The sequence below is a fragment of the Neptunicella marina genome (assembly GCF_014270035.1).
GTDB lineage: Bacteria > Pseudomonadota > Gammaproteobacteria > Enterobacterales > Alteromonadaceae > Neptunicella > Neptunicella marina.
On sequence record NZ_JACNEP010000009.1, the window covers coordinates 95,610 to 121,654 of the forward strand.

At 41.7% G+C, this 26,045-nt stretch carries 23 protein-coding genes; 3 read left to right on the forward strand and 20 right to left on the reverse strand.

The genetic code is table 11. From position 1 onward, the window contains the following. Positions 1-10: 10 nt before the first annotated feature. The 5 genes from icmH to H8B19_RS12435 form a co-directional block, all read right to left on the reverse strand. On the reverse strand, positions 11-1,384 hold the full coding sequence (gene icmH / locus H8B19_RS12415; RefSeq protein ID WP_186507213.1) for a type IVB secretion system protein IcmH/DotU: 1,374 nt from the start codon (positions 1,382-1,384) through the stop codon (positions 11-13). A gap of 1 nt (position 1,385) precedes the next feature. Next, positions 1,386-2,708, reverse strand: a complete 1,323-nt coding sequence (gene tssK / locus H8B19_RS12420) for a type VI secretion system baseplate subunit TssK (RefSeq protein ID WP_186507214.1) — start codon at positions 2,706-2,708, stop codon at positions 1,386-1,388. Between the two features lie 25 nt (positions 2,709-2,733). After that, positions 2,734-3,228: a type VI secretion system lipoprotein TssJ gene (tssJ, locus tag H8B19_RS12425; protein WP_186507215.1), complete on the reverse strand. Its 495-nt coding sequence runs from the start codon at positions 3,226-3,228 to the stop codon at positions 2,734-2,736. Between the two features lie 103 nt (positions 3,229-3,331). Further along, positions 3,332-4,720, reverse strand: coding sequence for a type VI secretion system-associated FHA domain protein TagH (gene tagH, locus H8B19_RS12430; RefSeq protein ID WP_186507216.1), 1,389 nt, complete (start codon positions 4,718-4,720; stop codon positions 3,332-3,334). 201 nt (positions 4,721-4,921) lie between these two features. Further along, on the reverse strand, positions 4,922-5,512 hold the full coding sequence (locus H8B19_RS12435; protein ID WP_186507217.1) for a tRNA-uridine aminocarboxypropyltransferase: 591 nt from the start codon (positions 5,510-5,512) through the stop codon (positions 4,922-4,924). A gap of 4 nt (positions 5,513-5,516) precedes the next feature. On the opposite strand from H8B19_RS12435, the gene H8B19_RS12440 reads away from it, so the two are divergent. Together H8B19_RS12440 and H8B19_RS12445 are read left to right on the forward strand one after the other, a co-directional pair. Next, on the forward strand, positions 5,517-5,855 hold the full coding sequence (locus H8B19_RS12440) for an MGMT family protein (protein ID WP_186507218.1): 339 nt from the start codon (positions 5,517-5,519) through the stop codon (positions 5,853-5,855). Between the two features lie 17 nt (positions 5,856-5,872). After that, positions 5,873-6,331: a nuclear transport factor 2 family protein gene (locus H8B19_RS12445; RefSeq protein WP_186507219.1), complete on the forward strand. Its 459-nt coding sequence runs from the start codon at positions 5,873-5,875 to the stop codon at positions 6,329-6,331. Between the two features lie 10 nt (positions 6,332-6,341). On the opposite strand, the gene H8B19_RS12450 is transcribed toward H8B19_RS12445, so the two are convergent. Further along, a complete protein-coding gene (locus tag H8B19_RS12450) occupies positions 6,342-7,265 on the reverse strand; it encodes a LysR family transcriptional regulator (protein WP_186507220.1) in 924 nt (307 codons plus the stop codon). A gap of 170 nt (positions 7,266-7,435) precedes the next feature. Between H8B19_RS12450 and ahr the strand changes: the two genes are divergently transcribed. Next, positions 7,436-8,443 carry an NADPH-dependent aldehyde reductase Ahr gene (ahr, locus tag H8B19_RS12455; RefSeq protein ID WP_186507221.1) on the forward strand — a complete coding sequence of 336 codons (1,008 nt, stop codon included), beginning with the start codon at positions 7,436-7,438 and terminating at the stop codon, positions 8,441-8,443. Between the two features lie 72 nt (positions 8,444-8,515). On the opposite strand, the gene H8B19_RS12460 is transcribed toward ahr, so the two are convergent. The 14 genes from H8B19_RS12460 to H8B19_RS12525 all read right to left on the reverse strand — a co-directional run bounded on the left by H8B19_RS12460 (position 8,516) and on the right by H8B19_RS12525 (position 25,847). Next, positions 8,516-9,442, reverse strand: a complete 927-nt coding sequence (locus tag H8B19_RS12460) for an AEC family transporter (RefSeq protein ID WP_186507222.1) — start codon at positions 9,440-9,442, stop codon at positions 8,516-8,518. A gap of 82 nt (positions 9,443-9,524) precedes the next feature. Next, entirely contained in the window at positions 9,525-9,779 is a 255-nt protein-coding gene (gene avs1c / locus H8B19_RS12465) for an AVAST type 1 anti-phage system protein Avs1c (RefSeq protein ID WP_186507223.1), read from the reverse strand. 14 nt (positions 9,780-9,793) lie between these two features. After that, positions 9,794-15,553 (reverse strand): AVAST type 1 anti-phage system protease Avs1b, encoded by a 5,760-nt coding sequence (gene avs1b / locus H8B19_RS12470; protein WP_186507224.1) that lies wholly within the window; start codon positions 15,551-15,553, stop codon positions 9,794-9,796. Continuing rightward, entirely contained in the window at positions 15,547-16,737 is a 1,191-nt protein-coding gene (avs1a, locus tag H8B19_RS12475) for an AVAST type 1 anti-phage system MBL fold metallo-hydrolase Avs1a (RefSeq protein ID WP_186507225.1), read from the reverse strand. The genes avs1b and avs1a overlap by 7 nt, the downstream gene beginning before the upstream one ends. A gap of 864 nt (positions 16,738-17,601) precedes the next feature. Next, positions 17,602-18,249, reverse strand: a complete 648-nt coding sequence (locus H8B19_RS12480) for a HEAT repeat domain-containing protein (RefSeq protein WP_186507226.1) — start codon at positions 18,247-18,249, stop codon at positions 17,602-17,604. 6 nt (positions 18,250-18,255) lie between these two features. Next, complete coding sequence (locus H8B19_RS19025; protein ID WP_241737596.1) at positions 18,256-18,798, reverse strand: RHS repeat-associated core domain-containing protein; 543 nt, start codon at positions 18,796-18,798, stop codon at positions 18,256-18,258. Positions 18,799-18,837: 39 nt separating this feature from the next. Continuing rightward, a complete protein-coding gene (locus tag H8B19_RS12490) occupies positions 18,838-19,563 on the reverse strand; it encodes a DUF6602 domain-containing protein (RefSeq protein WP_186507227.1) in 726 nt (241 codons plus the stop codon). Continuing rightward, positions 19,553-20,491 (reverse strand): AAA family ATPase, encoded by a 939-nt coding sequence (locus H8B19_RS12495; RefSeq protein WP_186507244.1) that lies wholly within the window; start codon positions 20,489-20,491, stop codon positions 19,553-19,555. Before H8B19_RS12495 ends, H8B19_RS12490 begins: the two co-directional genes overlap by 11 nt. 6 nt (positions 20,492-20,497) lie before the next feature. Next, positions 20,498-21,007: an HORMA-1 domain-containing protein gene (locus H8B19_RS12500; protein ID WP_186507228.1), complete on the reverse strand. Its 510-nt coding sequence runs from the start codon at positions 21,005-21,007 to the stop codon at positions 20,498-20,500. A 2-nt stretch (positions 21,008-21,009) separates the two neighbouring features. Continuing rightward, positions 21,010-21,975 (reverse strand): CBASS oligonucleotide cyclase, encoded by a 966-nt coding sequence (locus H8B19_RS12505; RefSeq protein ID WP_186507229.1) that lies wholly within the window; start codon positions 21,973-21,975, stop codon positions 21,010-21,012. A gap of 105 nt (positions 21,976-22,080) precedes the next feature. Next, the gene (locus H8B19_RS12510) at positions 22,081-23,034 is read right to left on the reverse strand and encodes a tyrosine-type recombinase/integrase (RefSeq protein ID WP_186507230.1); all 954 of its coding nucleotides are present in this window, start codon (positions 23,032-23,034) and stop codon (positions 22,081-22,083) included. Continuing rightward, positions 23,015-23,503, reverse strand: a complete 489-nt coding sequence (locus H8B19_RS12515; protein WP_186507231.1) for a hypothetical protein — start codon at positions 23,501-23,503, stop codon at positions 23,015-23,017. Before H8B19_RS12515 ends, H8B19_RS12510 begins: the two co-directional genes overlap by 20 nt. Positions 23,504-23,560: 57 nt before the next feature. Beyond that, entirely contained in the window at positions 23,561-24,337 is a 777-nt protein-coding gene (gene istB / locus H8B19_RS12520) for an IS21-like element helper ATPase IstB (RefSeq protein ID WP_186507232.1), read from the reverse strand. Next, the gene (locus H8B19_RS12525; protein ID WP_186507233.1) at positions 24,330-25,847 is read right to left on the reverse strand and encodes a Mu transposase domain-containing protein; all 1,518 of its coding nucleotides are present in this window, start codon (positions 25,845-25,847) and stop codon (positions 24,330-24,332) included. The genes istB and H8B19_RS12525 overlap by 8 nt, the downstream gene beginning before the upstream one ends. Positions 25,848-26,045: the final 198 nt, after the last annotated feature.

Consider the following 26,045-nt stretch of genomic DNA (forward strand, 5'->3'; position numbering starts at 1 on the left):
GAGTGCCGGTTTAATATGATCGGATAAACAATTCGATACGCCGGTTTTGTTGCCTGCCCTGCGCCGTTTCGTTACTGGCGACTGGCTCGGTATCTGCTTTGCCTTGTGCTACCAGCTTGCTGTTATCAACACCTGCAGCAACCAGTTCACGCACGATGGCTTTGGCTCTTTCATCTGATAAATGCCAGTTAGACGGAAAGCGCAATGTACGAATTTTTTGGCTGTCGGTATGGCCGGAAACCACAATCGGGCCCGGTAACTCGGTTAACACATCGGCCAGGCGGTCAAATAATGGCCGGTATGATGCAGCCATATCCGCACTGCCAGACGGGAAAAGACCATTGTTGTGCACGGTGATTTTGATGCCATAAGCTTGCTGAACGATGGACAACTGGCCGTTACTGATCGCATTGGCCATGGTGCCGTTTAGCGTTTTAAACAGACTATCAAGATTAATGCTGGATAAACCCGGATCAACCAGCGGCTGATCAAGAGTCTGGCGTGACTGGATCATTTGTGGCACTTCACGACCCAATTTGCCTATATCGTTAAACACCGCATCTGAGTCATCATTTAATGCAAAAAAGAACGCCACATAAATCAGGGTTAGCAGACCGCCTATTACCGCAACCACCACCCACCAGGGAAATAATTTGGCTACTGTTGGACGGCCGTCTGCTGCAGGCTGCCAGTGTTCAGACAGTTCAGATCCCGGCTCTTGCTGAAAAGGTTTTAAGGTGTGATAAACGCCCTGAGTAATCTGATCGAGTGCAGCCCGTCCATTGTCCTGTACCGCAAACTTGCCCTGAAATCCAAGGCTAAGGCAGTGATACATGAGTTCCAGGATTGGCACATTCTGTGCCGGTGCATCAGATTTACGCGCCAGAATCTGGAAAAAACGTTCACCGCCTGTGGTGTCATTATGCAAGGTACTTAACAGTCCACTATGACTCCATATACTATGGTGTCCCCACGGAGTGTTAAGCACAATTTCATCCAGATAAGCACACAAAATATAGCGGGCTTCGTAGGCGACATCCGGAGCAATGCCTTGATTGATCACATTTTTTTCAAATTGCTGCATTAAGCCACAAATATGTTTATGTAATCCGCCAACATCCTGATGCTGAGGGGTATTACGTAATTGTCTTGCCAGTGAAAAAATCACCGTGGCAGCATTAATTAACGGGTTGTGGCTGGCAACACCTGCGGTTTGAATCGTGTGGGAAGTATTATCCATTTGGCCGGATAAACTGGCCGGTGCAGACTGAGGTGTAACCTGTTGATCTGGTGATGGTGCCTGAGCAGGCTGACTGGTTTCAGTTGAGCGCCGTCTGCCGGGTGATGGCATAATTACCGTACGATCGAGATCATCATTACTCATATTATTGCCTCACCGCCCAAAAGCTCATGTCCAGTCCCGGATATTGCCCAGCAACATGAAAAGCCAGACTGCCGGATTTTTGAATATCCTCCCAGGCTGCACTTGTAGTGTTGATTTGAAAATAGGTGGTGCCTGCATGAAAGGGGATTTGTCTGGGCGCTGCTGGCATTGGACTAATTGCCACGCCGGGCAGCGATTTATTGATTAATTGTGCAATTTTTTCCACTGCGCCAATTTTAAGGTGACCCGGAAAAGCCTGGCGTAGCGTGTCATCTGGCACATCGGCTTTAATTGCCAGCACAAACATGGCTTTACGCAGCATTTCCTGATTGCCCACAGAACAGGTACGTATTCCGTATTGGTTTGGCTGACTTAAATCTATTTGGGTTGCAGCTGTTTCCAGCACCGCGCTCAGGCTTTCGCGTAAACAACTCATCACCTGTAAAAAACTTTGCTGCAAATTGTTGTGCTGATAATCATCAAATTGCGGCGGGCGGCGTTCTTTGCGGGTAAAGGTTGAGAGTTCGCCGCTAATTTGCAATAGCTGTTGATAAAAGTGCAACGGATGTAAATCAGGTAATACACTTAGCTGATGTATTAGTGGTTCAAAGCGGTTAATCGCCTGTAACAATAAAAAGTCTGATATTTCGGTGCTGGTGCGCCCCGCGCCCGATACTCTGCCAGCCAGACTCTCTGCACGTTGATGCAACATGCCTTCCAGTTCAGTCATATAACCATGCAGAATGGGTTGCTGATTAGTACTTAAACTGGGAGGAATAAAGTCTTCATTTAAGATAATGTTTTTATCAGCACCCACCTGTACTACTTCGGCCACCGCAAGAGTATGGAAGGCGTCCAGCTCTTCGTTATCTGCTGCCAGTTTAAACCGGGGGCTGCCGACTGTGATCTCAACCTGCTCGCTGTCACTGGTTGCATTATCTGATATGGCTAATGAACAGGACTGATAACGTATGTGGCTGTCTTCTGCGACATCACTGAATTCCTGTGTTTTTGAGCGGGAAATGGGTAAACATAAAAACAGTTTTTTATCCTGCATATCGTCAGTAATATCCAGCTCAAGTTGCTGATTATCCAAACTAAATGCCACACCATCAGGCAAAACGCCGGTTGCAGATCGCAGCGAAAACTTGCCCGTTTTCAACAAGTCATGGTCAATTTCCAGCTGGCTAAATCCCCAGCGATAAATTTGCAGTCCCTGTAAACTGGTTTTGACCAGATGTTGAGTATGTCGGTCCTGTTGCTGAAAGTGCTGAGGCCGCAGGAATAAACCTTCCGACCATACTACTCTGTCATTCACTGCCATAAGGTTCTTCCATGTTCATTACGGGTTATTCGCTACTGAGGGTGATTTGCGTACCCTTTAGCTGAATTTGAATATCGGTACTGGAATCAGGTTCAATCAATACTGTACGTTTCCAGGAGGCGTTATTGATATCACGGAAGGCAGCCATCACCGCCAGATACTGAGTTTGCTCATTAAGCTCACGACTGAGCTCGCTGGATTGGCCGGGTACCAGTTCCAGATCGAAATGGCTGATATAATCCTGAGCCAGAATAGCGGCACCATTGCCATAAAGGCTGAAAAAGTCAGCATTATTGAAGTTGTTAACCGCTTTTAGCTCAAAAATACGTACCAGAACGGGTGACGGCCTGCCGTCAATGTCCGGATTAATATCATTGGCTACCTGTATATTCAGGTCGACATGTGTCATCACTGAAAATACATCTTTAACTGCGTTGGTTGCCCCGCAAGCGCATAGCAATAGCATTAACATCCCTGCTGCCAGCTGCCTGAAGGCCTTTAAATACAGGCCTTGTAACATAAATTGCCCTTACCTTGTTAAGCCTCAATGCTGCTAAGGCGGATGGGTGTTTTTTGTGCAGGTTAAATATTGAACACCTAGCTAAAGTGATATTCAACCTTTTTTAAGTTTTGTGATTTTTTTGATTCTGGATTTGTTGTTCGTATGCTTTACCAAAATCACGACCAAACAAACTTTGGAAATCATCTTGTGATTCCTGCTTTAATCTGTTGTAAAGGCTGACAAATGCATCCCAGTGTTGGGACTTCTGTCCCCCGAGAATTTTTTTCACGCCTGATACTTGTTCTGTGCCGGTAATATTTTGAGGATCGAATCGATTCATCAGGCTCTGAAGTGCTGATTGCATACCGGCTAAAACCGCTACCTGATGAGCTTTTATATCCTCAAACGCTTCACTGAAAGCTTCCTCGGCAGGCATGTAACCAGCCCCTTTTTTACTGATTAAAGCCACCATGGCTTCATCAATATTTAGCGAAAACTTAAGTGGATTATTTTCAGTTGGTTTAATCATGGTTTGCGACAATCGAAACTCACTTTTAATGTCGCCACGTGTGGCCAGAATACCCATTAAACCCAGAGTTGTAGTGCGAAATAGGGTGCCGAGTTCCTGCATCAATTCCTGCGGGTTGGATTGCAGGTTTAAATTGGCATCCAGTCCGGCGCCTTTTAAAAAAGCCTGTAGCAGATCACTGTTGTTGGCAACGGGTGTTGTGCTCGATTGAGCAGGAGCTGGCGTAGCCGTTACATTGGACTGAGCCTGAATGGCTGCCGCCTCTGCACCAGTATCAGACAGAGGTTGTGGCGGTTGTGCTGTTTGAGGTTCCGACTCCTGATTTGGTAGTGGAGTGGGGGCGACTGGTGGTTGCGTTATGCCGGGGCCGTTATCCGCATTTTGGGTGTTGTCAGGGGATTCCATACTCCAGTCTTCGGGAATAGACATACCTACGCTGGGAGCATCGTAGTGTGCCTGAGTAAAATCGGGTACGTCAGGTACATTTTGGGTTTCCGGCTCAGAAGCGCCTGATGCAGGTGAATCCAGCATGGCTTTCCAGTCATCTGCTGCAACGTTGTTGGGCGGAGGTGATGTGTAAGCCGGAGTTGGGTCCGGAACGACTGGTGTGACCGGAGGCTGGGGATTAACCGGGGTTTCAGGTTGGGGTATAGCGGGGGCAAGCGTGCCAATTAACACATCAATTTGATAATCACTTAGGCTAAAACTATCCCCATCCTTTAAGGTGACACTATTACCACGACCAATGGCCTCTTTGCTGCCATTGATAAAAACGCCATTGGTACTGGTATCGGTTAACACATACTGATTATTTACCCGTTCCACATAACAGTGATTTTTAGACAATACGCGATCAGGATCCGACAAACACCACTGATTGGTGATATCGCGACCAATGGTAATTTTACCATTATCCAGTGTCTGACTTTTAGGCTGAGAAGAACTGGCATTTTGATAACTGGTAATCTGAAGCGTTAACACTGCTGCACCCATCTCCCTGATAGTGAAATGTGCTACAGCAATTGAGACCGGAGTCGTAAATTAGCACTGAAACTTCTAACAACCATGGCTGAAAGTGCCATTAATGTGTGTTGCTTGAATATTGTTCAAGAATAACTAACCCATCTGATTTTACAAGAGAAAGTTGGTTATATTATCTACACCGCACTATCTGAACTGTCACTATTTGTTTTCTGGAGACAAAGCGCTTGAAGATAACAATTTACTTTGTCTTACTTGCAACAGCTTCGATAGCGGAGTTGGAGATAAACCCTCAAATAAATCCAGGGCAAATGCACAACATTCCAGTGTGGATAAACTGTTTTGCCATTTGGCTTTGCGTTGATAAATGCCGGGGTTGTCAATCTGTAATTGATAGCAGGTTAAGGAATGTAACCAGGGGTTAAGTTGCCAAATTTTGAAGGCTTTTTTCCAGGTACCATCAAGCAGGATTAAACAGGCAGGCGTGGATTTTGCCGGGTGACTGGCTGACAGTTGCAAACTGTTTTGTGAGGGATATAACACTGCCCAGTCTTGCGGAGATTGTGAGACCCGTTGCCGAATATCGTTAAAGTCCGCGGCTGACTCGCCGCAGATAATCTCGCAATGTTTTAATCCCAGTTTTAATAAACGCGCGGTATTTTTTGCATGCGCACTTTCTGATGGATGTTGAAGCACAATCACTTTTACTTTATTTTCATCCAGCTGGACTGCATGGCACAGGCATACCGATTGCGGATACAGGCATTGGCTACAATAAAGGCGTTTAGACATAGTTATGAATCAGGCACTGCAAAAAATATGGAAAACCGTGGCTATGGTACCTAAAGGCAAGGTGGCGAGCTATGGACAAATTGCCGATTTAGCCGGATTGCCGGGCCGGGCTCGTATGGTGGGTAAATCGTTGGGGCAGGTACCTGATGGCCAAACGCTGCCTTGGTACCGTATTTTACGTTCAAATGGTCAAATTGCCTTTCCGGCAGGCTCAGAGAGTGCAGAGCGACAAAAAGGTCTGTTACAGGAGGAAGGTGTGGTGGTGCTAAATAACAGAGTCAGACTCAAAGACTTTCAATGGCAACCTTCGCTGGATGAAATCCTGTTTAAACTCGAATACTAAAAATTAAAAGGAATACGATGAAATCCCTACTTACTTTATTTAGCGCAATAATGCTAATCGTTACGTCTTCGGCGTATGCAGATAAAAGCGATGTAACACAACAGCTTACCGACACAGTAAACTGGTTTCTGGCCGGTGCCAGCATTAATGATGCGCAGATCCACGACAAATTCTGGGCTGATGAACTTGTCTATACCAGCTCGAATGGTACCCGTTTTGATAAAGCCACTTTAATGCAGGGCGTAAGTGAATCGGGTCCTGTGAACAAAGCTGAGCCTCACGCGGTTTATACTGCTGAAGATATTAACGTTTGGCATCACAAGGATATGGCAATAGTTACTTTTACCTTAGTTGGGACTGATAATAAGGCTGATAAAACAGAGGTAAAACGTTACCTAAACAGTGGTACTTTTGTATGGCGTGACCAGCGCTGGCAGGCAGTAAACTGGCAGGCAACTGTAAAACAAAACAAGTAATTGGAATTACTTAACCGCTGCTATTTTCTGTATGCACCAGGTTAAACAAATCCTGATTAGCCTCAATCCAGTCAAGAAACTTTTGTAATTTTGCTGGTTTATTGTATCCCTTGCGATAGACCACATAGATAGGCAAAGTTGGGCTTACAATACCCGGCAGAACTAGCTGTAGCGTTTGATTGGAAATTTTTTGCTTCACAATAAACCAGGGCAACTGGGCGATGCCTGCACCTGCTTCAACCATATGTAATACAGACTCAAAGTCTTCACACTGAAATGCCGGATCAAGCAACACCTGTTCTGTGCCAGATCGATAACAAAGAGTCCATGTCTGTTGCCCCGATTCAAAAAACTGAACACTTTTATGTTGACGTAATTCTTGCAAATTAGTGATGGGAGCATGTGATTGCAGGTAGCTGGGTGAGGCAACAAGTACCCGATTAGACAAACCTATTTGACGCTGGATAAGATTTTGGTCCAGATTACGTCCAATTCTAAATGCCATATCCAGATTTTGTTGGAACAGGTTTTCAAAATCATAGGACAGTTTCAACGTTAGTGATATTTCAGGCCATTGTTGCTTAAATGTGGGAAGTAAAAACTGGCTGATATAACGTCCAAGTGCTGGTGATGCCGCAAGCGCTAAGCGGCCAGACACGCCATGGTGCAGGGTTTGTATATCGTGACGTAAGTGATTTGCATCTTCCAGTAGTACAACGGCACGTTGATAAAGAAGCTGTCCGGCTTCGGTTAACCTTACGACCCGGGAAGAACGTTCCAGAACACTAATATCAATTAATTTTTCCAGTTTCCGGATTTCTTTGCTGAGTTTGGATTTTGTGATGCCCAAACTGTCACTGGCCTGAGTAAAGTTAAGTTTGTCTGCGGTGCAGACAAAATACTGCAATAAATGCAGCGGAATAATGTCACTCATAGAATGTTATCAATACGCTAATCTTATTTTTGCTCAGTATAAATGAATTACCAATATTGTTTCAAAAATAGAAACGATGGGTTTCAATGTTTCTCATTGTTTCATTTACATGATTATCGGAAACTTTATCTGAGCTTTTTATTGAAACCTTTACTTGCGAGGAATGACATATGATTAAAGCCTATGCAGCGCATAGTGCAGGCGGCCAATTGGAGGCCTTTGAATATGATCCTGGTCCATTGGGCGATCAGGATGTAGAAATTAACGTTGAATCCTGTGGCATCTGTCACAGTGACTTAAGTATGCTCAATAATGACTGGGGCATGACTCAGTATCCTTTTGTTCCGGGGCATGAAGTTATTGGTACTGTTGCAGCTGTGGGTAGCAAGGTGACGTCGTTAACAAAGGGTCAGCGCGTAGGGTTGGGCTGGCATTCGGGGTATTGTGGTACTTGTTCATCTTGTATGTCTGGCGATCACAACTTATGCGCCAGTGCCGAAATGACCATAGGCGGCCGCTTTGGTGGTTTTGCCGATAAAGTGCGTGCCCAGGCCAGCGCTGTGGTGCCATTACCCGAAGGTGTTGATCCCGATAGTGCCGGGCCCTTGCTGTGTGCAGGTATTACCGTATTTAATCCTCTTGAACAGTTTGCCATTAAACCAACGTCAAAAGTTGGGGTGATTGGGATTGGCGGTTTAGGTCATCTTGCATTGCAGTTTTTAAATGCATGGGGTTGTGAAGTGACAGCATTTACCCGCGATGCCAGTCAAAAAGATGATCTGATCAAACTTGGAGCGCACAACGTTTTAAATAGTAGCAATGCTGATGAACTGGAAGCCGCCGCTGGTAAGTTCGATTACATCCTGTCTACCGTTAATGTCAAACTAGACTGGAACGCTTACGTTGCCACGTTAGCGCCTAAAGGACGTTTACACTTCGTAGGTGCTACCGTTGAACCGCTCGACCTGAATGTTTTCCCTTTATTAATGGGGCAGCGTTCTGTCTCGGCTTCGCCGGTGGGCAGCCCTGCAACTATTGGCAAAATGCTCAACTTTGCTGCATTGCATCACATCAAACCTGTCACGGAATATTTCAGTTTTAGTGATGTAAATAAGGCAATGGATAAATTAAAAAATGGCAAACCTCATTATCGGGTTGTATTAAAGCATTCACTTTAATTAATCATTCGTGGCTTTAGCCGGTAATACTATGTTGTTTTTAGTTTAACTATGGGCTCTAAGCAGAATCCGTTAAATTAGAGACAAATAGTTTAATGCGACCAGCCCCAGCGTAATGGTAATGGGGCTGAGTAAGGTGGATAAGGTAATAATTTCAGCGGCTAAGTTTCCCTGCCCTGTCATCTGTTTACTCATTACATAAGCAGAGGCGGCGGTAGGGGTTCCCATCATCAAAAACAGCACGCCAAGTGCGTTGCCTTTAATGCCAACCATAATTGCTACAAAACATATAGTTGCAGGTAAAACCAACAACTTTAAAGCGGTAGCGGTGAACGCGAGCTTATGATTGGCACGCAAGCTCTGCCAGTTTAAGCTCGCACCAATACACACCAGTGCCAGTGGTAGAGTGAGCTGGGCCAAATAGCTCAAAGACGTGTGCATAATATCTGGCACAGGAACCTTAGATTCTGACCAAACCAGCCCCAAAACAATCGCAATAATTAGTGGGTTTTTAAGCAGGCTTTTAAATATATTTTTACAGGAGTTACTTAACAACAGCACCGCGAGTATGTTGTAGCTGATGGTTAACACCGCCACATAAATCGCTGCGATTGCCAGTATGCTTTCATCATAGGCATTTAGGCATAGCGCAATACCGATAATGCCCATATTGCCGCGAAACGCACATTGGGTGAAAACCCCACACTGGTCCTTTGCAATAAATAAAGGTGAAAACCCGCGCACTATCACCACGCTAAGTACCGTTGCTACCAGCGCAAATATTATTAAAGGTAAAACCTGAGAATCAGACGTGGGATGTGTTGCGACGCTTAAAAACAGCAGGCAAGGCAGGGCAACCCCGAACACCAGTTTATTACCTGTTTCAACAAAGGCTGAATCAAGTATTCCGGATTTTCTAAAGGCTATACCAGCCAATAATATGATTAATAGTGGAGCGGTAACCGTTAGCGCGGCAGAGAAATGATGCAATATATCCAATGTGTTGTCCTACTGTGTTCGCATAATAAAGTTTGTACACAAAGGCAAGTTTGGAATAATAAAGACTGTACACTAATTCGGTTTATTCATTATCTCCATGTTCTGGATCTTTAAAATTCCGCATATTATAAACAGTGTTAGCTTGGAGACGAGCCTGCTCATTCACACTGAGAAAGTCAATTCGACCATTTGGTAGCTTTCTTACTTTGAGCACACCTCCCATTGATACATCGGGCCCAACATGAAACTTTCCAGCCTTCATTTGATGATACATATAGTGAAAACGTCGTTCGAATTCTGCTCTAGTTTCTGGTGTATCCATTCGCTCAAAATTCATACCTACCTCCGATATTATTCAATAGAAATCAATGATACAGGCTGTAAGTCCAATTCAAATACCCAAATTAAGTTGAACCCACTTGGTAACCTAAGTGTATTTGCCTCAATCGACAGAAGACATCCCTCATGAATTGGAGCTCCCTCATATACTTCTTTTGTTCGTCCAGACTTCCACCAACTACGTTTAAAATCAGAAGCAGTTGCTCCAGTGATCGACATGAAATGATTGGTTGGTATAGCTGGTGTGAAGCTACCAAAATATACAGGTAGAGGCTCAACATTAGCACATGTATCAATAAAGCTCGTCTTATTTAGTGAAGGTTTATCTGTCGATAAAAATCGTCCTGAAGCAAAGGAATGGTTCTCTGTATTATCAGACAGATAAGCAGTTAACCTGACCAACCTTAGCTGACCTTTAAACCAAACTCTTTCACAATAGTCTAAATAAATACTATTTCCACACAGGGGTTCTGGTTCTTGAGATTGAATCCACCTCGGAGCAGGAGACCTGAAATTTTTTGTTCTCAATTTATCTAAACAAGTGGGGTTATACTTTCTGAAAATAGTTTCGATTTGTTGATATTGTGATTCAATCGCAACTTCAGACAATGCAACTTGAAAAGCGTAGCGCACCTTATCAGCCCAACGTTCAGGACTCATAGAATTCCCACAATAGCCTTCAGCCAACAGCTGTTCCAATTCTAAATTTACGTCAATAGTCAACGGAGAGTATATATCTTTAATCAAAGACTCAGCTCTCTTCACAACAGTAGGGCTTATTAAATTGAGCTCTTCTAGCCTTGACCAATAAGGTTTCAGGCATTCCGCCCACTCAGGTAACACGACTTTACTTTCTTTTTTTGCAGTAAGTTTATTTCCTAAGCGAGAACGTAGAATACATAATGCTTCTTCAGCAGATTCTGACTCTGCTAGCACTTCATGCCTCGCGATACGTATTAAAACTGAATACCTTCCAACATGCGTACAGTTTCGCCTTAAATAACTAAAATCAAGTTCTTGAGCCAATGTTTCCCAGATTTTTTGCCTTGAAGACATTTGTTCAAGAGCTCCACATATGATATCTGGATGAACACCACAATCCATTGAAAAAGCTTTGGCCCCAAATAAATGAATAAAGTTAGGGTAGCTTCTTGATAACCAAAGCAGCATCTCTGATGCCTTTTCTCGTCGGAGCCATGTCGGATGTTCAATTACATGAAGCAGCAAAGTAGCTAAAGAATATGAGATCTCATTATCCCCGTCTTCGTCCATAAACTCGTAACTGTCAGCGTCTTGATCTACGTCACCAACCATGAGACGGGTATGTTCTATAGCAACGTTAAGAAGCCTAACCTGCTCATCATTAGAAGAGTAACCCCCTAACCAATTTATTAACCCTTCTGCGATACGCCAACTTTGGGTATATCGCTCATTCAAAATCAATGGGGAGTACAATTGAATTACTTCGGAAGCTGATTCAGTAGTCTCCAAGAGTAGAGACTGTCCTCTTGTTACTTCTGGAACTTGGCCTTCCCAAATTGGCCAGCCACCACTTTGAATAGCAGCTATGCCAGAAATAATCTCATTGTGCCCTTCAGAGTTGCTACGACGTCGTAGGTATTTTTCAGCCTTAGATAAAGCTTTAGTTGCTTCAGCAATTGCTCCCCTAGAACCAAATGTCCCTGGCATATAGAGGGAGTCTAGAGCTTCTTCTCTAGACTCACTTTCCACAGTAAAAGTGCTTTCTTCTAAAACGTGACTATCTACCTTGTTAACTTTTGATTGAGCTAAATACTCAGAATACTTAGATTCAAAAGTACCTTTGACCCCTTCGGGTATGAATAAAGCAATTGACTCAATAAATTCTGAGCAGTTGGTTTCGTCATCAAACTCAGATTCACAAATTATATCTAACCTATCCATGATCATTTTGAGAGAGTTCTCATCATCAGAAACCTTTTCGATCAAAAGTCCGTAGGCTTTTGCAAATCCACTAATATAACGAGAGTCACCAAAGTGAAAGCTTTCCAATAATGCCCAGCAAAGCTGCCAATCAGCACGTGAAATTAAGGGGGTGACAATAGATAGAATTGAATCTTGTTCGTCCAATGCTGTACCTGGAAAACGGGTTCCCTTTAACTCTGATATGCGATCTATACGATCTCTGGTGACCTCCTGATACATTTGCTCTGACGTTCCGTAAGTTTGTTTAATGAAATAGCTTACAGCACTGTTAATACGCCCCCCCGAACTTAAAACACTAATAAAGTCGCGTTTAGCGTATCTAACGAAGCGTTGAAAAGTCATTTCCCCACCCGCAGCATCGAGTATTCCCGCAATTTGGCTCAGACTTCCTCGTTCTATTTCAGATGGATTATTTATAGACTCAAGAGCAGCAACACTTAAGCCAATTTGATCTTCTTTGTACCAACTTGGTCCCATTGAGAATGACAAAACAAGTTGATACGTTTTAGTTGCCTCTTCTAGGGCATCCAATCGGACAAATAACGGGACTAAACTTAGTAGTTCAGGAACAAGCTCATACCTGTTTTTTAAGTTAGAAGTTATATACTCTCTCCAGCGTTCAACCAAATGAAATGATTGATCTTCAACCTCTTCTTCCATTGGTTTACTAGTAACAACACTTAGAACTTGACTTAAGATTCCCCTAAAACCTTCAGAATAAATACCACACTGATTATCGAACTGCTCACCAATAAAACTTAGCAAGGTCTCAAGTTTGTTGGGGAACACATCCACAATCATGGTTGTGATTAACTGATATATATGGGGGAATATCCCTTCTGGTATGCCATAAGCGTCTTCCCATTGCATTCTTTGAGCGAGGCTAAGCTTGAGTTGAACCAAAATTTCTTTTTCAAGAACTTCCCAGACGGCCTCTAGTCCATCGGTATCTTGAGCTTCCTTGAAGCGCCTGGCCGAACCGTCACACCATGCAATAATTCTGATTAGTGAAACAATTCCTTCAAGCCATAGACTTGAAGAAAATTTAATTATATTTGGGGAAGGAAAGTCTGAATCAAAAAATGCTTTGAGTCTCCACTGTGCTACCCCAGCATTTAATTTAGCCTCATCAATAGAGACATTGTCATCTGCGATAAATACTACTGGAGATGGTTCTTCAGGAACGTCCTCAATTAAGGCCAAGATGATTTCTTTATTTGCTCCGATAGAAATAAAGCGATCAACTATCATGGGATGTACTTTCATTTGTTCATCCCAAGCTTCCGAAACCAAAACATGTATGTCGGAAACGGCTTGTCCCATTACTGCCTGATCATGACTTACACTGTATTTATCACAAAGATCTATATAAAGTGGAACTGAAAACACGAATAGCTCAGCTAATTCTTTTAACGGTCCCGAATAATGTTTTTGAACCTGAGCAATGGACATATACTTACCAATCAGACACATCGAACTGACATGAAAGTAAGTCAACATTTCATTACGAATAAGTTTACTTGATTCCTCATCTTTTGAGTTTCGGTCAATAACTTTCATCCAATAGAACTGGAACTTAGTCAGTATCGGCCAATAGGCATCATCGCCAGCTCGTATTTTTAGGTGGTAAAGCTGTATTTGAAGGTCATAAATATCCAAGAACTCTCTATAAGATAAGCCTTTCTCCTTAGATACCTGTTCAAATGTCTCTGATAAATATGTCTGAACTATGTCTAGTAAACTAATAGCTTCTTCGTTGCTATTAGAATCTATAAGGCTTAAAGCTATATTAAGTGCTTGCTCCAGAGGTATAATTAATCGACCGTATCGACTTACATGTTGTAGAACATCTTGTTCCTTTCCTATTGAGATCAATGCACTTGCAGTTAAATCAGCAGACTGAGCAAACAATGTGTTGTATCGAAACGTAATTCTCTGGGATAGCAAAAGGATACGTGTTGTTTCAACCAAACTACCTTGCTCAGTTGCCGCTTTCAATACACCGTGGAGATCTCCCAGTAAAATGTCAGGTTCAACACCTTGATAAACACATTCATCTACCCATTCTTGATTGCATAAAGTAATTAAACTTGCTTTTTCAATACCTTCAGCTTTAAGGCCGTGATAAATCAGGTTTAACAAACCGTATTTTTCACTTCTCTTCTGGATACAATACTCCGCTAGTCGGAGCTGCACATCTTGTTCACGTAACTGTGTTTTTTCAATTAAAAAGTCAGAAAAGGAGGAGTGGTAGATCGTTGTTTCATCAGGAACCAAAAGTAAGTGCTGTATCCTACCAAGAGTACTTACTAATATTCCTTGCTCATTTGAATTTAATATTTCTACAAAATGCTTTGTGCTTATTCCCCAACGCAGTCGAACAGCAATAGCTAATAGATTTACAGCATCATTGTCACTCTTGAGTTGTGACCATATCAAATCATAATATCTTCGGATACGCCCTTCGATTAATGGCATTTCTTCGAGCTCATCGTCACTTATCCCTGAGTTTACTAAGTCAATTAAATAACGAAGATACAGTGGATGCCCTTGAGCTCTTTCACAAATTAAACTTACAGTTCTTGCATTAACTCGTTCATATATAATGGAGTCATAACAAAATGTTTTGACTGAGATGTCACTAAGGGTTGGCATGGAAATGCATGAGTCGTGATTTAGTCTTGCTCCTAATCGACTCTCAAATGAATCATAATTAGGAGCTGAAAAAATGATAACTAATCCCGATGGTAACTCCAATGGTAATAACCCAATTAACCTACTCAGTGCTGTTGGATCTTGCCTCTCAACTTCATCAAGTCCATCAATGAACAATAAACCGACCTTCCCTAAAGAAATGTACTTCTCGCTCAAGCGCGATAAAAGTTGCTCTGTTTTGTTTATTAACTCAGGATAATCTGCAGTTTCATTACGCCCTGGTGTTTGAGTGGCAAACATAGATACTCGCATGTTTAACCAATTAAAGAATTCCTGCGGCTGAGCTAATTGAATAGCGTTTCTAGCCCCCTTCTTTGGAGTAAAGCTGTAGGTATCAAAGTACTCTAATTTTTGATTTACTGGAGAATAAGTTTCACAGAATGTTGATTTTCCAATCCCATGAGCGCCCTTAATAAAAAGATAACTACATGTTTTATCAATGACGAACTGATCGAATTGCCGGCTAAACTTTTCTCTCGAAGCAAGGTTTTGGTTTTCTGAGGCTAGTTCATTAGCGCCGACAGATACTCCATTGTCACTTAGAAAGCTTCGTAACTGAGCAATAGAAATAACTCCTATACTTTTTTCTATAGAAAGCCGGATAATCCCCACACAAGCATCATTACAAACTACAGCGGCTCCAGACAATCCTTCATAGTTACTCAATGATGAAGGTTCATCTATATTAATTTCTATATCTGAGCCTAACCTAGGGTTATCGAAGGTTTGAACGATGGTTCCTTCTAACCGGTGCCCCATAGTCAGTTTACTAACAGGCCATCCATATGCGTAAAAATTACTTCCACCTAAAGGTAACTTATCGCTTAGATTAATCGGACTAATATTGCACTCTGTCCCTAAGATCAATAATGCAATGTCTAGGCATTCATCGTGAGCAAAGACGTGTGCTTTGAATTCAGACAACTTAGCATCGTTGTCAAATTTAACAGTTACTACCGAAGTACTATCAATGGCTTCTTCTACGCAGTGACGCGCGGTCAGTACAACTTTCGGTGTAATTAGTGCTCCTGTACCAGATTCACCACCATATTCAATTCTACAAGTTGCCAATTTCATTTCAGTATCTAACATTCATATTCCTTAGTGATCTCTATCCAGTCGATAGCATTCTCTTCCACAATGAAAGTTGCACCTGATGTTGTTTGAAAATCTTTGATTTCTCTAGACTCGGGGGTTGAATAATTGAAATAGAGAGTTCTCGTAAACTTTGCTTCTCTATTAACAATTTCTCGGAGTAGTTCGATATCTGGGTGGCTATGTTTACTTCCATTTGAAGAAATGAAATATATAGGAGAATCTACTAGGCTAAGCAGATCTGGACTCGTATTATGATTACTCCCGTGATGGGATATCTTTATGGCATCAAACACCATTGATTCACCCTGTGACTTCATTTTTTGGAGTTCTTCTAAAACATCCTCAGCCCATGCATCAGCTAGCATTAATACTCGTGTTCCATTAAGTTCTATAAGAGTTGCAATGGAGCTGCCATTAGCTATTGAATTATCAGGAGTGTATATATCTTCCAGCCTTTTCTGACTCCGCGCTGATACGAAACTTTGTTTATTAATCTGAGTATCATTTCGGTGTTCAAAATTAAATTCAAATGCATCGTCTATAACTTGATTAGAGTTAACAGAGCCATTGAAACCATAACGCCTCAAGTCTTTTTTCCATGTCTTAAGTAAATTGGCTAATCGAAGCTTTGAAGGTGACAGCACTTTAACAAATCCATTTGAGAAGGTTTTTTGTTGAACAGAATCAACACAAACGCTTTTTGTCCCGTCTCCCTCATTCCAGATGTACTGTCCGGCATGTATCAACGATGCTAGTGTACTTCCCTGTTTCGCACTGATTTCATCAACCGATGTAATATCCTGCGCTTGCCTTTTGGGGTGGCCGCGTCTTTTGATTGCATTTAAAACCTCAAGGTTTGAGGGTGAAATATCAGCCTCGCTCTCTGATGTTAGAGCTCGTAAACTGTTATGCCAAATACCTTTTAGGGGGATAATACTATTTACTTGTGCACCTCCATTTAGCATCAGGAAGCGAATTATTCCGCCAATATGATCTGAGTCAATATGAGTTACTATAACTAGCTCCAAATGCTCCTCGTTGTTCGCCATGGACTCGAGATCTGGTCGAACATAAGAACTAAAGGTTTTAGCATACCCACCATCTACAAGGATATTCACCTCATCAGAACATAGTAAAAAAGCGTCCCCATTCTCGGCTGGGTACATTTTTATTTTCATTTGGTACCTACCAGAGTCAGGTTACTGTCTAGAATTGGATTGTTGAACTTTGAAATTTACGGGACAGTTAGGCAAAATTTTCTTCGAATCATAAGTCGTTCTCACTGAAGATTCTTTAAGGTAATCATCAAATCTGTGAAGATTACCAAATGCTGATTTACTAAGGGACTAAAAAGCAGCATGAGGCAAGACATCGCTTCTATATTTTTTATGAAAATTTTCATCTTTAAACTTATCTTACCACCTAAGATAGTAATTTTTTCCTACTTTTCGAAAGCAGCTGTAAGGTGTTTATTCCTAATGGAAATCATACGTGTCAGTTCTAACTGACAAAGTGTTGCCCTATTAGACATTATTTCCTAATACTAAACCTTATTGTTGGCGCCGGAACCGATTGCCCACTTCGCTGGCAACGTCTGACCACCTCTGCCGGAAATCGCTGCTCAGGCAGCTGTTAATTCTGCCCATAAAAAAGGCCAAACCAAATATTCAATTTGATCTGACCCCCTTTGATTCATACACCTGATGGATAATGATTCGGTCAATATTTAGATTTAGTAACTGCATCGCACTACCTTGTTATAATTTTTGTCCTGTCGCTGGATAGAAAACAGCCCACTGTATACTCAAGCTTACTGCTGGGAAGCAAGCTGTCCCCAGAAGCCTAAGTTATCAGCCTTTACGAAGTTAAGCCAGAGCGCCAAGTACCAATAAAATAGCCCAACCATCTAAGGGCGTTGGGGTTGGATTCAATACGTGAAGTCCGATCACCCAGCACTGGTAACAACCCTCAACAGCATTCCAAGGCGAAAAAAAGCCCCACCATCTAAGGGCGGGGCTTGGGATTCAAATTGAAATCGCTGATCAACCTAATGAATCTAAAAGTTCATCATATTCAGATAGTACAGATTTAAAATCATTAGGATTTACAATTTTATCCAGTTTATCTTTGGTGAAAGGGATATCCTCTTCTCGAATTCCCTCTGCTAATAAGCTTAAAATAGCGCACCTATCTCGATAATCTCTGGAATCAGAATAACAATCTAATAGGTGCTCAATAGAGTAAGTTGGATCAAGTCTATATAACGCATAGTGAATTCTTAAAACAATTCCACTCTGAAGATTTCTATCTTTTAACTTATTAACTAAAAGCCCAAAAACTCTTTCATTATGAGAATTTAGTTCAGCTAGACTAATTACACATGAATAAACTACATAATAGCTTGGATCATCTAATAATTCGCAAATCTTTTCTAAATTATCAAGTAAATCAAATTCAGCAAGAAATTCTATGCAATCAGAACGAATAAGTTCATCGTTATCTGATAACCCTCTTTCAAAAATGTTTTTAATTTCTTCGCTATATTCAAAGAAAGCCAATTTAGAAAATGATCTTTGTCTAATTTCACTATCGTCAGAAAAAACACCCTTTTTAAGATTCTCAAAAGAATTTTGGCTTTCATCATCTATTGATTCTATGTCATCCATGAATATTTCGTTAATTTGATTCATAACTATTTACTCCTTTTCTTTCGGTTCTTTCGGTTTCTTTGGAGGTTGCTTTTTATTCTTCCTGTTTTTATTTTTGTTTTTCTGTTCTCTACTTTTTAGTTCTTTTTCATAACGTTTCCGATCTTTACCTTTAGAGTTATTATAAAGATCTTGGATTTCATCATCACTATATCCAGCTAATCCCGTATCTTTAGTTCTTTGCTTGCCTCCTTTGGAGTATTGATTGTTATCTTCTTTGTCTTCTTCAGTCAATTTATTATATGCAAGCACCAATGTTCCACCAACTGCTGTTCCAATAATTGCTGAAGCATATCCAGCGGCTTTTACTGGATTAACATCGGTTGGTTCAGGAGTCCCATAGTCTGCACCTGCTGCTGCTAACACTAAAGTCAGGGCTGCAAATTCATTTTCTTTCCCATCTGGGTCTACATATTTATACGGATTGTTATTTGCGTAAACATATCGATTAAAACTGTATATATCACGAATACCGATTGGATCATTCGAATAGAACCGCCCGATAACTGGATCATAGTATCGTGCCTGCATATAAATTAGTACGAACTACGATCCAAAGAAATGGATTAATTAATCCTCTCTCAAAATGTTGGCATACGCTTTCCAATCTATAGCTGCAACAGTACCTAAGGTTTGAAGCTTTGCTAATAAATTAAACAAAAAATACATTAGATTATTGTTTGATTGGTGCTTATCAAGTCCGCTACTTTCACTAACAAAAGTCCCACCTTCAAGAGAACATCCTATGTCTAACAAGCTATTTGCTGTGGATGGTAAGTTATTGTCGAATGACTTACTTTTTATACCTTCAACCCAATCGCATTTCGCAGCCAATATACCGCAAATAATAGTGTGTGGCGTTTTAGGTGGTAAAGTTCCTGATGCAGTTGCTATCGGTACGCTAGTTCTAATGAGATTTCGAACTGAGCTTGCTTTATTTCCAGCGTATTCCAAATATTCTTTGCTAATAGTCGGTTTACATTCAAATACGGCATACACTGCCTCGGCTGGAATATATTTGTGGCTTTGTTGAATTAATAACATCGGAGTGTACTGCGGATCGAAAATTACAATATCTATTTGATCACTTTTGTTTCCCTTGCTATCGATTACAATTGCTTTATCCACCCCATATCGCTTTGGCAGGTAATCACGTAGAACATCTATCCAACTACCTTCATGGATATCACCTTTTGTCGGGGCATGTTCCACACCACGTGAGGCCCGGTATAAATCAAGCTGAAGATCTTTTTGCACATCCTCAAAAACCCCTTTCAACCAAATATCATTGCTCATTTACAGCCCCCCGGAATGGAGGCGTAGGTTGAATTGACAATGCAACTTCAATAGCCCTTTCTTTAGTAACTGGCTTATTTGGAAATGCATCTAGAATGATCGAGGGGACAAGCCGCTGAGTAATATCTGAAAATGAAAAACCATATGTTTTTTCGCTTGTTTTTCCAGTTATCTCAACAATTTTTTCAATAGTTCCATTATCTAAACCAAATGGAGCTAATGTTTGCTCTAAAACAGATTTTCGTTGCTCTGCATTTGGTCTCGTGAAAGGCAGAATCTCAGCTGCTCTTCTTTTAACAGCAGGGTCTAAAGCGTCTAATCTATTGGTACACATTATTACTGCGGCAGGTAAAACTTCACTCGCCAATGAGTCAATCCCCCTGATAAATGCATTAACTCCAGCACGATCCTCATGGTGCATTTGTTCGGATTCTCTCGATTGTGCCAGCGCATCAGCTTCATCAATTAGGAGGACGACAGCTCCTCTTGATTTTCCTGATTCACTCTTATATTTTTTAGCCAAATCTTTTGTTTGTTGAAAAGCACTAGAAACCAATTGAGTCATTTCACCCACTCGACCTTGCCCTCTGGAAGACAAACTAAGCGGTAGCAATGTAATATCTATTTTGTTTAGTCGGGCTACCTTATCACTTATGTTTTCTGCTAATGCTGTTTTTCCTGAACCAACATCTCCAGCAAGCACTATTAGTGGGGGCCTGCTTAATATAGGCTCTAAAACTTCATAGTGATCACCGTGATATTTATTCACCCACTTTTCCATTGAGCGCGGGTCAATAAGAACGGACAACATCTTGGTTAACCTGATTTTATAGTCATCTAACCCGATCAATCGGTCTAGCCTCATTTGTGCTTCATAATCGGGAAATTGCCGACTGTTTTCAAACAAACTATTTATTTCGGTTGTCATCACTACTTAATAACTCCTCAACGATTTTCTGGATAAACTTTGATCACCAGATGAATAAGTTTTATCACTTTCATAGTAACCAGATGTACTGGGTTCATCACCTGTAACCCTCTGAACTGGCAAAGTTTTCTTAAAGCTATCTCTTTCACTTTGGTTGAGTTGAAAGAATTTATTGGTGTAAGTAAGATAACTACAAAAGTAGGCATTGCTTACATCTGCATTTGCCCTCAGCGCTCCCGGTACATCATCAACACCATTACTTATTTGGCTAGCTGTATATCTAAAAGTAGGTTCGATCCATTTATCATCTCGTTGAAATCCAAATGTTACCGTGTCTAGGTATCCATTTTTTATCAATTGAGCAATTTCTTCTTCAAAATCCTCTATCTGCTTCGATGATGGCTTATCATAAAAACGTTGCATTCTCCTTAAATCGGCTGATACCTTAGCCGACATATGACGAGCATGGGTAATTGTAAATGTATTGGTTGATGTTGACGTATAGCTACTACTCATAATTACCCCGAAAACGATGGCCCAAAGACCGATTGCCAATATTGGACAGTTAATGTTTTGGTAGGAGCGAACTCAGCGGCATCTATTGCATCACCAGCATCCATTGCCGCATTTACAATCAGATCTGCCTGATCTCGTGTATACAAGCTACTGACATTATTTTCTGTATTTACAGGATCAATAATCTGAATTGGATCGCTAAAATCTTTTACTTCAGAAGCTTTATAATAATCTTCAAAAATTATTTTTTGATCTAAATTTGATTTAACAATGTAGGTGAAAAATTCTTGAAGTGCCTCGACATAATTAGAAAAATCGACACCATTATCACTCAATTTCGCTAATATCATTTCAATCATGAACGACTTAAATCTGAAGCCATTTATTTCGTTTTTCTGCTTTCTAGCCCAGAATTTAACCAACCTTACAATTTGCGCATAGTGTTCTGGTTGTTGTTCTTTTCTCTTTTTTGCAAACTCTAAATGAAGGGGAATGCTTGTCTCCAAATATGAGCCATCCATCTGGCTAACTAAGTATCCACGCCAATCAGCCTTTCCTTCATAAATTATTGGTACTAGGTCAACGTCTAAACCGCTACCTTTAAACGATACACATATGCTGTATGTTTGCCTTTTAATCTGATCGTAACTAAAGTTGGGATACGCTCTTCGAATTTTTTCTTCCAAGTAATCAAGCAGGTCATTCAAGGCAATATTTGAATCAATGCCACCAATGTAAACTGCAACGTCAATATCATTTAGTGACCTAAGTGCCGTCCCTTTTGCCAAGCTACCTGATAACTGCATTCGTTTAAGAGCAAAGTCTGGGTGCTCCTTCAAATAATCCTGCAACTTTTCACGAAGACTACGAGCCTGTTTGCGAAACTTATCAGCCCTGTCTTTAGGTAAATTGACCTTATCCTTTGCAAAATCGCACAATGTTTTATGATTCACATGCTCCAGTGACATCCTTTCCCCTTACTAATTATTTGCATCAATAATCGGGTTATTGGGGTTGGTTAAAAATTTATCAATCTTAAAGTGCAACTTTATTTTTTGATAGCAGAATACGTGTCAAAACAACCCACTACTACCCTCAGCAGATGGGTGAGTAGCTTGATACACTTCTGATAATTTCTTTCGACTGACATGCGTGTAAAGTTGTGTTGTGAGGATGCTGGCATGGCCCAGCATTTCTTGAATGTGACGAAGGTCAGCGCCATTGTCTAACATTGTTGTCGCTGTGTTGTGCCGGTACAAGTGGCATGCTCCTGTACGGTCAAAACCTGCTAATTTCACATACTGTGAGGCCATATCAGACAGTTTTCCCGGTATGTAGCGCTTGCCGTTGTTAGCAAGAAATAATGCCTTTCCTGATCCGATAAATGAGAACATTGGACGAATCTTGCCGATGTAGAATGCAAGCCATTCACATCCTCGCAGACTGATTGGTACTAAACGCTCTTTCTTACCTTTGCCGTGGACTCGAACCAACTTACTGTTGAAGTCAATGTCATCAATATTTAACTTAACCAGTTCACCTCGTCTTAGGCCTGTTGCAAAGAAGGTTTCAAGAATAGCGCGATCACGCAAGCCTTTAATCCCAAACAGCAGTGGCTGCTCCAGAATCACTTCTATTTCGTCAGTGCTATAAAGCGCTTTGGGTATTTGCTCACCTTTTGATGGTAGCTCAATGTTTACAAGCGTATTGGTTTGCAGCAATTTTTTGATGAACATGTACTTCACGAATGTTTTAACAAACGTAAGTAAGTTTCGTTTTTGGGCTGGACATAGCGGCTGGTTATCTAACGGTTTGCGATACGCATTCAAATAGGCTGCGTATTCATCCATTAAATCCAAATCAATTTGGTCAATGCGTGTAACATTGCGGTTTATACACCAAAGAAAAAACTTCTTAAGACCGCCTCGTTTACCTCTTACCGTATCTGAGCTTTGCCCCTTTGCGAGACAAAGCTCAAAGTAGTACTTGGCACATCGCCAAATGCGATTAGTGGTAGGTTTGTTCACGAATAAGCTCTTTAGCCATTGACATCCCAGTTTCAACGTAAGCTTTCGGCTCAGGCCTATGCCAGTAAATAACAGCACTATCATTCCGGCGTATCCTTCCAACCCGATAGCCGACAGCTGATAGAACATTTCCATTTTCATGGTAGGTCGGGAACACTACACATCCTCGAAAAATTTCGTGTCCTGTCGCACGTATTAGTCCAGATCGCAGAAGGCTTCCTCTAATACTTCCCCCTTCACAGTTTCTGGCTTTAGGGATTTGTTTGCCCATTGTTCGATCGCAATATCCAATTCCTGTATGGCATTTGAGATCAGCATCAATACTACCGCATTGATTCACAAACTCTTGCGCAAGTTCGCTTAGCTGGTATCGCTGACGATAATGCTCAAAGGCTTGCTGAATATTCAATTCATCAAGGTTGAGTTGACCTAGCACATCCAGATACATATTGGGTGATGGAATATTCATAAGCCATCACCTTCATTGTTAAGGGAGATTGCTAAGGATGAATATATGTAAGTTAACTTATTCACCTTTGCTCTCCTTTAAATCTTCTTCTAACGCAATCTTGCCAAACTTCTCCCGCATAGATTTTTTGCTATGCAGCGGCAACTTGTGAGCGTTATGAATGATGCGGTCAAGGATTGCATCGGCAACATTGTCGCTACCAATAAAGGCATGCCAATCCTGAAAAGGGATTTGCGATGTGATCAGCGTTGAGCATTCTGTGTAGCGGTCTTCTAAAATACAGTAGAGAATTTCTACCTGCTCTCCCGACAGCTCGCATGCACCAAGGTCGTCGAGGACAAGTAAGTCTGTTTTCAGAAGTGTACGACGAAAATTAGCGTATTGATCCAATGTTTGTTTCTTGTACGCCTCCTTAAAAAAGTCATCTAATCGGTAATACAGCACTTTATACCCTGCCGACAGCAAGGCGTTCGCAATGGCGTTTGCAAGATAGGTTTTACCCGTACCTGATGCCCCAGTTATTACGGCGTTTAGATGTTTCATTACCCAATTGCCTGTAAGCAGAGAAAGAAGCAACTTTTTATGACCGCTTCGCTCACCACCGAACTCTATGTTCTCGGTACACGCATTGGGGAAACGAAGTCGAGCCTGTTTAACGCGACGCGTCATCGCTCTGTTGCGGTCCTCTTCAACTTGCGTAATGAAAAGGTGCTCAAGTCTTTCTTCATAGGTCAAATCGTCGAACTCGTTAGAGCTGTATTGCGTTTCAAGTGCTCGAATAACACCATGTAGCCCCAGCTCTTCAATTGGTTTGCGGATAGACGGACTAATCATGACGCACTCCTTCTATACCTGAGAAATACTCTGCTCCACGAATATTACTGTGATGAAGTTGCGAGACACCGACTGACTTGCGAGGCTGTGGCAGTGTTTTTGTATTCCGCTTCAAAATGCGCTCCACGGTAGTCACATTAACATCACCAATCGCTAGTGCGCGTTCACACGCAACCTCCATTTGCTCATATTCATAGCACTTAGCTAGCTTCTTTAGCTTGCTCACTGCTCGCATCGGTTTTTGGTCATTCTCTGGCCGTTTATCAAATAGCTTGTCGACAAAGGCTTCAGATGCAATGCCTATGGATTTCGCCCACGATTTTGCGAATGGATAAGTGTAGCTTTGATAAGCCAGCTCATTTGGAGCCATGTGCTCTGGTAAAGTTGTGTTCTGCCTTTGGCTTTTACTTTTGGCATGAACAACGACGGTTTTCCCATTGTGTATTACACGAACAGAACTCGTACAAACATGAACTTTCACTACTTGGCCTACCAGACTCACAGGAACTGAATAGCCGTGGCCCTCAATACGAACATGGTGATGAGGTTCAACGGTCAGGGTTTTTATAGTCTGGGGAACATCAAACGATTCAGGAGGTAGTTCCTTTAGACACGGGAGTTCATGTTCTTTGTAGAAACTGATGCGGTTCCCCTCATACTGAGCGAAATTTCTCTCATTAAGTTTCTGCATCAGGGGCTTTATTGCTTCATTGACTTCCGCCAGTGATGCAAAGGTCATACGTTGTAGCGGAGCGATAATCCAACGCTCAACATTAAGCACACCTTGCTCAACTGGCCCTTTGTCAGCAGATTCACCCGGTCGTGTGTTAGACAGCATGCTATCGTTGTGGTCTGCCCACGCTGCTAAACTATCGTTTGGTGTATCTCTATGTTTTGGTTTGACAGCGGAAGCGAAGTTATCAGTAAGATAAACCTGATGTATACCGCCAAATAGTTTTACTGCGCGATTCATACCTTCCAAAAAGTCAGGAATTTTTTGCGAATGACAGGCCACCACAACGTAGTAATCGCTAGCTGGTGAGTTGCAGACTAAAAACTGAGGCGGCTTGAATCCAGCAATACAGTTTTTAGCCTTTAGGGTTTCACCTGCAAAATCGACCTGACAGGTTCCCCCCAAAGGATGGTGCTGTAACATCGCGACTTTGTTTTGCTTGCGATCCTCGCGAAGTAACTTGTTGGTATAGGAGAGGCTGTAGTGATTGTCTTTATTTTCTTCTGCATATTCCTCCCATAGCAGCTCCTGCGTCATATACTTGATGGAGCGAAGCTGCTGTGTGAAATAGTTAAGATCAGGCATTGCTTTCAAGCTTTTAGGCCTTCTACTGATAAACAGGTCGTTAATTTCGCTGTCAGTGCTATCTTTCAACATTTCCCAATCTATTTTTAACTCTTTCACACGGTATGCCATGCGATTCACCGACGTATGAGTGATATTATTACTTTTGGCGATTTTGCGATTCGAATAATCACCGCTTAATAATTGACGCAAAACGCGCCGTCTTACTGATGGCAGTATCATTTATCTACCCTTCCATTTGGCCAAACGACGATGTGTCAGAAAAATTATTTCCAACATGCATCTCGATTAGCTTGCTTTATCGTCAGGGAGAGACTACTTTTATCTAAGGCTGATGAGGCGTAGCCTCTCCCAATGAAAGAACCTCCAAGTTGCACCTTGCGAGGTTTT